General features: G+C 59.7%; 12 protein-coding genes and 1 tRNA gene. 6 read left to right on the top strand and 7 right to left on the bottom strand.

Annotated elements, in window-relative coordinates:
• Positions 1-25 precede the first annotated feature (25 nt).
• Positions 26-1,252, top strand: coding sequence for a glycosyltransferase family 4 protein (locus ACTCHC_RS06255; protein ID WP_463021620.1), 1,227 nt, complete (start codon positions 26-28; stop codon positions 1,250-1,252).
• A gap of 1 nt (position 1,253) precedes the next feature.
• Here the strand turns inward: ACTCHC_RS06255 and ACTCHC_RS06260 are convergent, their stop codons facing one another.
• The 5 genes from ACTCHC_RS06260 to ACTCHC_RS06280 all read right to left on the bottom strand — a co-directional run bounded on the left by ACTCHC_RS06260 (position 1,254) and on the right by ACTCHC_RS06280 (position 5,805).
• The gene (locus tag ACTCHC_RS06260) at positions 1,254-2,021 is read right to left on the bottom strand and encodes a sulfotransferase family 2 domain-containing protein (protein ID WP_463021621.1); all 768 of its coding nucleotides are present in this window, start codon (positions 2,019-2,021) and stop codon (positions 1,254-1,256) included.
• Between the two features lie 216 nt (positions 2,022-2,237).
• A tRNA-Thr gene (locus ACTCHC_RS06265) sits at positions 2,238-2,313 on the bottom strand.
• 44 nt (positions 2,314-2,357) lie between these two features.
• Positions 2,358-3,806, bottom strand: coding sequence for a heme biosynthesis HemY N-terminal domain-containing protein (locus tag ACTCHC_RS06270; RefSeq protein ID WP_463021622.1), 1,449 nt, complete (start codon positions 3,804-3,806; stop codon positions 2,358-2,360).
• A 9-nt stretch (positions 3,807-3,815) separates the two neighbouring features.
• Positions 3,816-5,006 carry a COG4223 family protein gene (locus tag ACTCHC_RS06275; RefSeq protein WP_463021623.1) on the bottom strand — a complete coding sequence of 397 codons (1,191 nt, stop codon included), beginning with the start codon at positions 5,004-5,006 and terminating at the stop codon, positions 3,816-3,818.
• 55 nt (positions 5,007-5,061) lie between these two features.
• Positions 5,062-5,805: a uroporphyrinogen-III synthase gene (locus tag ACTCHC_RS06280; RefSeq protein ID WP_463021624.1), complete on the bottom strand. Its 744-nt coding sequence runs from the start codon at positions 5,803-5,805 to the stop codon at positions 5,062-5,064.
• A 62-nt stretch (positions 5,806-5,867) separates the two neighbouring features.
• Between ACTCHC_RS06280 and tsaD the strand changes: the two genes are divergently transcribed.
• Genes tsaD through ACTCHC_RS06305 form a run of 5 tightly spaced genes read left to right on the top strand, consistent with a single transcriptional unit; the run spans position 5,868 to position 9,075 of the window.
• A complete protein-coding gene (gene tsaD / locus ACTCHC_RS06285) occupies positions 5,868-6,962 on the top strand; it encodes a tRNA (adenosine(37)-N6)-threonylcarbamoyltransferase complex transferase subunit TsaD (RefSeq protein ID WP_463021625.1) in 1,095 nt (364 codons plus the stop codon).
• Complete coding sequence (locus tag ACTCHC_RS06290) at positions 6,959-7,927, top strand: NAD(P)H-dependent glycerol-3-phosphate dehydrogenase (RefSeq protein WP_463021626.1); 969 nt, start codon at positions 6,959-6,961, stop codon at positions 7,925-7,927. The genes tsaD and ACTCHC_RS06290 overlap by 4 nt, the downstream gene beginning before the upstream one ends.
• The gene (locus tag ACTCHC_RS06295; protein WP_463021627.1) at positions 7,928-8,203 is read left to right on the top strand and encodes a YciI family protein; all 276 of its coding nucleotides are present in this window, start codon (positions 7,928-7,930) and stop codon (positions 8,201-8,203) included.
• A complete protein-coding gene (locus tag ACTCHC_RS06300; protein WP_463021628.1) occupies positions 8,203-8,622 on the top strand; it encodes an EVE domain-containing protein in 420 nt (139 codons plus the stop codon). Before ACTCHC_RS06295 ends, ACTCHC_RS06300 begins: the two co-directional genes overlap by 1 nt.
• A 57-nt stretch (positions 8,623-8,679) precedes the next feature.
• Positions 8,680-9,075 carry a DUF1761 domain-containing protein gene (locus tag ACTCHC_RS06305; RefSeq protein ID WP_463021629.1) on the top strand — a complete coding sequence of 132 codons (396 nt, stop codon included), beginning with the start codon at positions 8,680-8,682 and terminating at the stop codon, positions 9,073-9,075.
• A 245-nt stretch (positions 9,076-9,320) separates the two neighbouring features.
• On the opposite strand, the gene ACTCHC_RS06310 is transcribed toward ACTCHC_RS06305, so the two are convergent.
• Both ACTCHC_RS06310 and ahcY read right to left on the bottom strand, forming a co-directional pair.
• On the bottom strand, positions 9,321-9,662 hold the full coding sequence (locus tag ACTCHC_RS06310) for a DUF2853 family protein (protein ID WP_463021630.1): 342 nt from the start codon (positions 9,660-9,662) through the stop codon (positions 9,321-9,323).
• 185 nt (positions 9,663-9,847) lie between these two features.
• Entirely contained in the window at positions 9,848-11,242 is a 1,395-nt protein-coding gene (ahcY, locus tag ACTCHC_RS06315) for an adenosylhomocysteinase (RefSeq protein ID WP_463021631.1), read from the bottom strand.
• Positions 11,243-11,398 lie beyond the last annotated feature (156 nt).

Consider the following 11,398-nt stretch of genomic DNA (forward strand, 5'->3'; position numbering starts at 1 on the left):
CAAAGGTCAGACTGCTGACATGAATATGGCTATCACCCCTCGCCTTGATGATGTGCGCGTTGCCCAGCCCCTGGCGGGCCGCAAGGTGCTTATCATTGTTGAAAACCTGCCTTTGCCTTTTGATCGGCGGGTCTGGCATGAATGCCGAACCCTGACGGCAGCCGGGGCGCAAGTGGCCGTTATCTGTCCCACCGGCAAGGGCTATGAGGCCCGATATGAAGAAATCGAGGGCGTACATATCTATCGCCACCCTCTGCCCCTGGATGCCAAGGGCGCGGCAGGCTATCTGCTGGAATATGGCGCGGCGCTATGGCACGAATTTCGTCTTGCGATCAAGGTCGCGCGCAAGCATGGCTTTGATACAATCCAGGGCTGCAATCCGCCCGATCTCATCTTTCTGATCGCCAAACCATTCAAGCTGTTCGGCAAGCGCTATATCTTCGATCACCACGACATAAACCCCGAACTGTACGAGGCGAAATTCAACCGCCGCGACTTTTTCTGGCGGTTGATGGTGATGTTTGAGCGGATGAATTTCCGCACGGCGGATGTGGTGATCTCCACCAATAATTCATATCGTGACATTGCCCTTAGCCGCGGCAAGAAAAAGCCCGAGGATGTATTCGTTGTCCGCTCAGGCCCTGACCTGACGCGCCTGAACGTAGTTCAGCCAAATCCGGCTTGGCGTAACGGCCGCAAGCACATGGTCGGATATGTTGGCGTGATGGGCGATCAGGAAGGATTGGATCTGTTGCTGGAATCGGCGGCGGACATAATCCACAACCGCAAGCGCGACGTTCAGTTTGTATTGGTCGGCGGTGGCCCGGCGCTGGACAGCCTGAAATCACTGGCGCAAGAGATGGGGTTATCGGACCATGTCACCTTTACTGGCCGCGCCCCCGATCATGATCTGTTCGAAGTGCTTTCCTCGGCCGATGTCTGCGTGAACCCGGACAGAGTCAATCCAATGAACGATAAATCGACAATGAACAAGATATTGGAATATATGGCATTTTCCAAACCCATCGTTCAGTTTGAAGTCTCAGAGGGCCGCTTTTCGGCGCAGGAAGCATCGCTTTATGCGCGCCCGAATGACACGGCCGATATGGCCGACAAGATCGTTCTTCTGCTGGACGATCCCGAAAAACGCAAGGCCATGGGCGAATTTGGGCGCAAGCGCGTGCAGGCCGAGCTGAGCTGGGATCATCAGGTGGATACATTGATCGCGGCCTATCAGCGCGCCGCGAAATAACCTAACCCCGCCCAAGCCGCGCCAATTTGCGAACGATCCGCTTGCCCAGCGGCTTGCCGCGCGCCAGTTCCATGTCACGCTCGGCAATGGCTTCGGGCGACAAGACAGGCGGCTTGGCCAATGGCATGGGCTTGCCCAACTGATAGCCGAAACGCTCAAAATCCTTCGAATACATCTTTTCAATCAGCGCAAGCTCGGTCCCGGTCGGGCGCACCTTTTCAGAGCTGACCTTGGACAGATCGCCGCGTTTGTTGCTGGGCCGGACGGCGCGCGGACCGGCCTTGGTGCCTGTCACCTGGTCGAACCAGGGCACCAGCGCATCCAGCCCGTGCTCCAGATAGAATATCCGCGCATCCGCAGGCACGATATCGTCCATCGCGCGCAGATGGTTGTCATAGGCAAAGGGACGTTCTTCCATTTCTTCGGCAACCGAGAACATCCAGTCGCCAAAACTGATATTGCGCGAGATCGTCTGTTCGACTTCCAGCTGAAAATGATAGGCGCTGATAACCCGGGCGACAGGATGCCGGACTATGGCAAAGGTAAAATCGAAGAATCCCGGCGGGAAAAGCCGGTCGCGCGACGCCGCATCGATATGCTGCGGCGAGGTGCGCGTCCAGCGCAGCCGGTCGGGAACCGAAAGATACTGCCGGTCTTCAAAAGCCAAGATTCCGAAACGGTCATGCAGATAATCCTGAACAGCCGAGCCACCGCATTTGGGCACATGCGCAAAGAATATCAGCTTTGTATCCGCGCGGATAATTGGCATGTCAGAACTCCGTCTGATCAAGGGCTATCGTCAGGATTGGAAAACCACAAAGCTCGTGCTTTTTCCAGTGATTAAGGGTGTTTGGACCTGTGGTGGCGCGTCCACAGGTTCAGTCAGGCGAAAAAGCGCGTATTGCTTATGCAGCGCGAACGATATGCGCATCGAAAGGGCCGCATATCGTGCAAATCAAGGCTTGGACAAAGGATAAAAGGGAAATGGTGCCGCTGAAGGGACTCGAACCCCCGACCCCATCATTACGAATGACGTGCTCTACCAGCTGAGCTACAGCGGCCTGGTGGCGCGGTCTTTAGCACCCTCTATTCCCGATGGGTAGCCCTAAATTCCCGCCTTGTCCCCCACGATTTCGGCGTCATCTGCATCCTCGTCGGGTGCCTGTTCTTGTAGGGGTGTTGCGCCAACGATCAGCGGCAGCATTTCTGTGGCATGGGGCATCGGCGCCCCGTCAGATGTCGCGCTTTTCCAGGACAGGGTGTCAAAACCACCGCATTGAGCACAAGTCGGGGCCCAGTTTGCATGCACGGTTCCGCAATTGTCACAGATCCATTGCGGCCCGCGAGGGGCGGTCAGCGCGCGTGTCAGATATCCGCGTACAACGCTGTCATCGGCGCCCTGCCCCCGCTCTATTGCCGCCATCAATGTCAGGTTGCGGGCGGTGGGGTCGATCTCGGTCAGGTTGGCCAGGGCGGTGCGGGCCGCGGGGAAATCTTCTGCAGCGATGTTCAGCTCGGCCAGCAGCATGCGGGTTTCGGGGTGATAGGGCGCGATGGATGTCAATTCGCGGAACCGTTTCAGGCGATGGGCCGCGTCCTCATCGGGCTGTATTTCAGCAAAGGCGGCAGCGAGGTCGGGATGGGGCTGGGCCTCCCATGCCTTTTTCAGAACACGGCTGGCATAGCGGGGCTTTTTTTGTTCGATATAGCCGCGCGCGGCCATGATCGCGGCCGGAATCAGATCTGGCGACAGTCGGTTTGCCTCGATGGCCGCTTCACGGGCTTCGATTGAATTGCCTTCGGTCAGAACCTCGCGCGCCTCGGACAGGGCCAGCACCGCATCGCGACGTTTATAGACATCGCGCGGCAGGTTGCCCTGCCGCAGCTTGGCGCTGAGCGTTTCACGCGCGCCTGACCAATCCGCCTTTTCGGCCTGCAGGCGCAGCAAGATGTCCTGAACCTCTTGATGGGTTGGTTTCAGCGCAAAGGCGCGCTTGGCAAGCTCCAGCGCGGTGGCGGTATCGCCTTCGGCCAGCTTTTGCTTCATCAGCCCACGAACCCCGACAAATCGGGTTCGGTCGTCGCGCAGCAACCGCTTGTAAACAGCCACCGCCATTTTCGTATCGCCGGCCATTTCGGCGGCCTGGGCTGTCAGAAGATTGGTCAGTTCGGGCCGGTGCAGCAAGCGTTCGGCACGCGCGGCCTTTACCATGGCTTCGCGACCATCGCCCGAGGCCAGCGCCATCATCCCATCGGCCAGCGCCTGAAACCCCTTGCGTTCGCGGTTGCGGTTGAAATAGCGCGACAGGGCCGTTTCATCGCCATTCGCAAAGCGCACCAGGGCCACCAGAAAGCCGACAACGCGCAGCGCGGTCCATACCAGCAGCAGCAGAATCAGCGCCACGATAACCGCCTGAAGCGGCCCCATGGTAAACTCCCAATTGCCCACCGACAGCTGCAATCCGGCGCGGCTTTCCATTAAAAGCCCGGCACCAAAGGCCAGCGCCGCGACGACAATCACAAAGAGGAGGATCTTCAACAGCGACCACAGCATGAATTATCCTCAGTTCAGGTTCAGTCGAGCCGCAAAAGCGGCAAGTGCGTCTGACGCATCGCGCCGTATCCTTGCCTGCTCCACCCAATCGGCCATAGCGGCCTGTCCTTCGGCGGGCAGGCTGGAAATTTCGTCCAGACTGGTGGCCAGATCGCCGACCGCCAGGGCGGCTTCGGCGCGTGACAATATGGCATCGGGGTCATTGCCTTCGCGCGGGACCAGCGACCGCGCCCCAACCTGCGCACGCAGGAAATTGGTCAGCTTGCCGCCGGGCTGATCCCCAGGTGCGGCACGCAATGACTCGGTCAGCGCCTGGCGCGCATATTCGGCAAAGCTGTCGCGCAGCTGTGCAAGGCTGGGCACACCCACAGCGGCATGATCGGTCAATGCGGCGGGGATATCCTGCGCATCAAGCGATTGCAGTGCGGCCGCATAGGGCGCCCCGGTTTCAAGGGCGGCAGAGACCCGCAACATCGCCGTGCGCTGTTCCAAAACTTGCGCCTGCTCGACAGCCGCCCGAATTTCAGCCGTGGCGCCGTCGGCCGCGTCGCTGATGCGGGCGGCAATCTGGGCGTTCTGCTGGCGCTGTTCAGCCAGGGCATCGCGCAACGCCTGCAGCTCACGTTCATAGGCGGCGACCGATCCGGATATGTCCTCGATCGCGGCGACAGGGCGCTTTTCAACCGCCGTCAGGCGCGAATTAACAGAGCCTATTTCACCGGAAAGCGCATTAATCTTGCCATCAAAATCAGACAGACCGGCTTGCATGTCAGACCGCAGATCAGCCAGTTTCGGGTCTATTTCTGCCACGATATCCAGCGATGCAAGCCGATCCGACAGCGTTTGAACACGGTCGGTCAGGGCAGTGATCCTGTCGTCCTGCGCAGCCAGGCTGCTGGCAAGGGCAGTGGTCTGATCATCCTGCCGCAGCGCGGACAAGCCATCAGGCAAAAAATATACCGCCGCGCCGAAGCCGATGCAGGCGGCCAGAACTCCGCCGATTACGGTGCCCAGAAAGCCGCCGCTGCGACTGCGTTTCGGCCTGGGCGGAACCTTTGGCGTGGGCGTGGACTGTTCGTCCCGATTTGGCGCGGGCGGTTGAGATGCTTCTTCTTGTGCTGTTTGGGGCTGTGCGGATTGTTCTGGGTCGGCCATGGGGTCGATCATGTTTTTTTCGGTTGCGTCGTCATGTTGTGCCACCGTGTCACCCCTTTTGATAAAGCCGCCATCGCTACTGCGGTGTGTTGATCAAATCTTAGCCCGGTCGCCCCCCGCCCTCAACCCGAAGAAAACTCTGGATGATGTCATCCAGCGCACTCAAAACAGCGTCGGCGTCGGGCCGGCTTGCCTGCCGCACGATGACAGGCGGCGCGCCTGTCCAGGCCTCGGCGACGGCGGCGCTGATCGGAACCAGGCCCAGCGGGGCAGTGGCGCTGGGGATCTGGCGTGACAACAGTCTGGCGCTGCGTGGTGAAAACAAAGGCAGAATTACGGGCGATGCGCCGCCCAACGCAACCAGAGCAGATCGACCCAATTCCAGCGCAATCTGGTCATATACCACTGCCTCGCTACAGGGTTGACCCGCCGCCGTCAGCAGTTCGGCAATATCTCCCCGAGCATGATCACCACGTAAATGCATCAGGTGCCCGCCCGGTGGGCGTGATATCAGCGCCGCGATCAGCCCCTGCGCATCGGCCCCAGCTTGCCGGGTGCGCAGGCCCAGAGCACTGGCCGCAGCAGTTACACGCGGCCCTACGCAATAGGCGGGAATATGTCGCAGGTCGGAATTTGCCGCGAACCAGTCCACTGCGCTTTGCGACGAAAAGACCAACCCTGTAACGCCGTCCAGCGCGATATCGGTCTGCCGGGGCACGATCTGCATGATCGGCGCATGAACGATGTCGACCATTTCGCCGAATCGCTGTGCGCAATCCTGCACAAAGCGGTCGCCCTGACGACCGGGTCGAGTGACAAGAAGGATCGGTCTTGATGGTGCCATGAAAACCTGTCGGGATTGTGCGAACCCTTCCCCGGTGTTACCTGCCGGTCATGAGCCGCGCAATGCAAACCCTGACGATCCTTGGCCTGGAAAGCAGCTGTGATGACACTGCGGCCGCTGTGGTGCGCGATGTTCCTGGCGCTGGTGCGCAGATATTGTCTTCGGTGGTCGAAGGGCAGGCCGCGCTTCATTCCGATTTTGGCGGCGTCGTTCCGGAAATTGCCGCCCGCGCCCATGCAGAAAAGCTGGATATTTGCGTGGAACAGGCCCTGTCACAGGCCGGGCTGACCCTGTCGCAGATCGACGCCATTGCCGTTACGGCGGGGCCGGGGCTGATCGGGGGCGTTCTGTCGGGTGTGATGTGCGCCAGGGGAATCGCGGCCGGGGCCGGGCTGCCGCTGATCGGCGTCAACCATCTGGCGGGGCATGCGCTGACGCCGCGGCTGACGGATGGGCTGACCTTTCCCTATCTGATGTTGTTGGTCTCGGGGGGGCATTGCCAGTTTCTGATCGTTCATGGTGCGCAAGACTATAACCGCCTGGGCGGAACGATTGACGATGCCCCGGGCGAGGCATTTGACAAAACCGCCCGCCTGTTGGGGCTCGATCAGCCCGGCGGTCCGGCGGTAGAGGTCTGCGCCGGTCAAGGCGATGCGCAGCGATTCGCCTTTCCGCGGCCCCTGCTGAACCGTCCGGGCTGCGATATGTCGTTTTCGGGCCTGAAAACCGCATTGCTGCGGACACGCGATATGCTGATTCACGATCAGGGCGGCATAACCCAACAGGATCGTGCCGACCTTTGTGCCGGTTTTCAGGCCGCGATCTGTGACGTTCTGGTGGAAAAAACCCGGCGCGCGCTGATCGAATATGCCAGCCTTGCGCCAGACAGGCCGGCATTCGCCATCGCGGGCGGCGTGGCCGCAAACCGCGCCATTCGTGCCGGGTTAGAGACACTTTGCACCGAACAGGCCATTGCCTTTGTTGCACCGCCGCTGTCGCTTTGCACCGATAATGCCGCCATGATCGCCTGGGCGGGCATCGAACTGTTTCGCAGCGGGCAGTATGACGGCAGCAGCCTGATTGCCCGGCCACGCTGGCCGCTTGACCAAACGGCGCCCGCATTGTTGGGTTCCGGAAAGAAAGGGGCCAAGGCATGACACGTATTGCCATTGCAGGGGCAGGCGCATTCGGAACCGGCTTGGCCATTGCCCTGGCGCGGGCCGGCCATCAGGTTACCTTGTGGGCCCGCGACCCCGCGCATGCCCTGCACATGCGCGAACGGCATGAAAACGTGACGCGCCTGCCCGGCGTCCGATTGCCCGAAGCCATCACACCGACCGGCATCTTTGCCGATCTGGTCGGTGCAGACGCCATCTTGCTGGCAATGCCAATGCAGACCCTGGCCGGATTTCTGGCCGAGCATCACCTGACGCTGAACGGTGCGCCGCTGGTGGCCTGTTGCAAGGGCATTGATCTGCGCAGCGGTCTGGGGCCTACCGGGCTGATCCTGTCGCGTTGTCCAGAGTCGACCCCGGCCATTCTGACCGGGCCCAGCTTTGCCACCGATATCGCGCGCGGGCTGCCGACGGCGCTGACGCTTGCCTGCCGGGACAGCGCGACTGGCAAGGCGCTGCAGAAGCTGCTGTCTACGCCGGCCCTGCGACTGTATCAAAGCACGGATACGATCGGGGCCGAGCTGGGCGGCGCCCTGAAGAACGTGATCGCGATTGCCAGCGGTATTGTCGTCGGGGCTGGCCTGGGTGACAGCGCGCGGGCCGCCCTCATGACGCGCGGTTTTGCCGAAATGGTAAGGCTGGCCCAGGCGTTTGGCGCTGAAACAGAGACGCTTTCCGGCCTGTCCGGGCTTGGCGACCTGGTGCTGACCTGCACCTCGGATCAATCACGGAACTTCCGGTATGGTCGCGCCTTGGGCCAGGGCAAGGACTTTGATACGGCCATTACCGTGGAAGGCGCCACGACTGCGACCGCCGTTGCCACCATCGCGAAGGACCGCGGCATCGACATGCCGGTCACCACGATGGTTGCCGCCGTTGTTGGCGGCACTTACAGTGTCGCCGATGCGACCGAGGCCCTGTTGGCGCGACCCCTGAAGGAGGAATGAATGCCGCTTTATGCCGTGATCTGCTATGACAAGCCTGATCATCTTCAGGTCAGACTGAACACTCGCGATGCGCATCTGGCGCATATCAAGGACAGCGGCGTTGTCGTGCAGGCTGGCCCGTTTCTGAACGAATCCGGGCAGATGTGCGGATCGCTTTTGATACTTGATGTCAAAGACGCCGAGGCCGCGATGGACTGGGCGCGGCGTGATCCCTATGGCAAGGCCGGGTTGTTCAACAATGTCAGCGTGATGCAGTGGAACAAGGTGCTGGGCTGATGGCATATTGGCTGTTCAAATCCGAGGCTGAAACCTGGAGCTGGGACCAGCAGGTTGCGCGCGGTGAGGCCGGTCAGGAATGGGACGGCGTGCGCAACTATCAGGCGCGCAACAACATGCGCGCGATGCAGGTCGGTGATCGCGGGTTCTTTTACCTGTCGCAAAAGGAAAAGGCGATTGTCGGCGTGGTCAGCGTCATTGCCCCGGCGCATTCCGACAGCAGTACCGACGATCCGCGCTGGGAATGCGTGGATATCAAGGCGGTGATGCCACTGGCACGCCCCGTAACGCTGGACATGTGCAAAGCCGACCCGCGCCTGAAGGATATGGTTCTGGTCAATAATTCACGCCTGTCGGTGCAACCGGTATCGGATGCCGAATGGGCGGTGATCTGCGAATTGGGCGGCATAAAAGCTTAGTCAGAGCCTGATTTCTGCGGCATACTTTGTTTGCGCAGCGCAAATGAGGAATGGCAAATGCAGATCATCGCGGTTCTTGTCGCGGCCCTGGCCGGGTTCGCCATTGGTGCGGCCTGGTATATGAGCCTGTCTAAACTCTGGATCAAGGCTGCGGGAATTCCAACTGACGCCAATGGCAAACCTCAGGGTGGCGGCAGCCCAATTCCGTTTGTGATTGCCGCGATCTGTATGATCCTGGTTGCCGGGATGATGCGGCACATGTTCATGATGGCCGGAATCACAACGCCCGGCGGCGGGCTTGTGGCTGGCCTGGGGGTTGGGTTGTTCCTTATCGCGCCATGGGTGGCGATGAATTACGGCTATGCCATGCGGCCGCGCATTCTGACGTTGATCGACGGCGGTTACGCCATTTTCGGCTGTGCGATCATCGGGCTGGTTCTGGGGTTGTTCTGAAAAACAGGAGGGTCCCGACAGCGCGGAACCCTCCTTCACCCCACGTGCTCCCATTGCACCACACGTGAAAAAATTCGGTTCCGGCCGTCCTGGCCAGTGAGTTGACTCTATGCCTTGCGCGTCTTTGCGTCAAACCCATTCAAGATATAAATTACTTCAAATCAATAACTTGCCTTCATACTCGGTTAACCAGAACGGAAATCGCCCACCGGATGAATGGCGGGCGATTTCAAGATCGGGTGAATTCAGGCGTAGATCTTTTCTTTGCCGAAATGCTTGGTCAACATGTAATAAACCACAGCACGGTATTTGTTACGCTCGGACTTGCCATAGGTTTCGATCACCGAATTGATGGCTTCCATCAATTGCGGGCCGTCGGTCAGACCAAGCTTCTTGATCAGGAAATTGTTCTTGACGGTTTCCAGCTCGGCCGATTGCGACCCTGCCACGGTCGAGGCATCCGCGTTGTAAATTGCCGGACCACAGCCAATCGTGACTTTGGTCAGCAGGGCCATATCCGGCTCGATCCCGCATTTCTTGCGCAGATCATCCGCATATAGCGCGATAAGGTCTTCTCTTTTGCCCATTTTCGGTCTCTCCCACCGTTTTAATACTCATCGTCACGCTTGACCCCAGATCCTAGGGCCAACGCGGCGCAGGTTACTGACGATTGCAGCACAAACAAAGGTTTTTTTGGCAAGCAAAACTATGGGCGGCGCCCGTCACCGTGCATTCATCGCGCGGTGACGAGCGTTTCGTGACATGGTGCGGGTCAATACCGATAGTGTTCCGGCTTGAACGGCCCGTCCTTGGACACACCGATATAGGCGGCCTGCTCGGGGCGCAGTTCGGTCAGTTTCACACCGATCTTTTTCAGATGCAGGCGGGCGACCTTCTCATCCAGATGTTTGGGCAGGATATAGACCTGGTTGCCGTATTCATCGCCCTTGGTCCACAATTCGATCTGGGCAAGAACCTGATTGGTAAAGCTGGCCGACATCACAAAGGACGGATGGCCCGTGGCATTGCCAAGGTTCAGCAGACGGCCTTCGGACAGCAGGATGATACGGGCGCCCGAGGGCATCTCGATCATGTCTACCTGATCCTTGATATTGGTCCATTTGTGGTTTTTCAGGGCAGCGACCTGAATTTCATTGTCGACATGGCCGATATTGCCGACGATCGCCCTATCCTTCATCGCGCGCAGATGCTCGATGCGGATCACGTCCTTGTTGCCGGTTGTGGTCACGAAAATGTCGGCGCTCTCCACAACGTCTTCCAGCGTCGTCACCTCGAACCCGTCCATTGCGGCCTGAAGCGCGCAGATCGGGTCGATCTCGGTCACTTTCACACGGGCACCGGCGCCGCGCAGGCTGGCGGCGGAACCTTTGCCGACATCGCCATAGCCGCAGACAACGGCGACCTTGCCGGCCATCATCGTATCGGTGGCGCGGCGGATGCCGTCGACCAGGCTTTCCTTGCAGCCATATTTATTGTCGAATTTCGACTTGGTGACAGAGTCATTCACATTGATTGCCGGGAAGGGCAGGTGGCCCTTTTCCATCATCTGATACAGGCGGTGCACGCCTGTGGTGGTTTCCTCGGTCACGCCCTTGATCATGTGGCGCTGTTTGACGAACCAACCGGGCGTTGCCGCCATCCGCTTGCGGATCTGGGCGAACAGGTATTCTTCCTCTTCGCTTTGCGGATTGGCGATCAGGTCGGTTTCGCCCTCTTCGACGCGCGCGCCCATCAGGATATACAGCGTGGCATCGCCGCCATCGTCCAGGATCATGTTCGCCCCGCCTTCGGGGAAATCGAAAATCTTGTCGGCATAATCCCAGTATTCTTCAAGCGTTTCGCCCTTGATGGCGAAAACCGGAATGCCCGCCGCCGCGATGGCCGCCGCTGCATGGTCCTGGGTCGAAAAGATGTTGCAAGACGCCCAGCGCACATCCGCGCCAAGGGCTGTCAGGGTCTCGATCAGCACCGCGGTTTGAATCGTCATATGCAGCGATCCGGCGACCCGCGCGCCTTTCAGCGGCTTGGCCGCGCCAAATTCTTCGCGCAATGCCATCAGGCCGGGCATTTCGGTTTCGGCAATATCCAGTTCCTTGCGGCCATAGGCGGCCAGAGAAATGTCTTTTACAATGTAATCCTGCGCCATCGGGCGTGGTCTCCTGACTGTGCTTGCGTTGGGCGGGACATAGCATTGCCAGCCCGTCTCGACAATGCGGGCGACACATGGCAGGTCAGTGTGGCGACAATACCGAGGAAATGATGAAACAGCCCCGTGCATGGCAACGGATGTTGTCCGGTCGCA

This window comes from Actibacterium sp., from assembly GCF_055134745.1.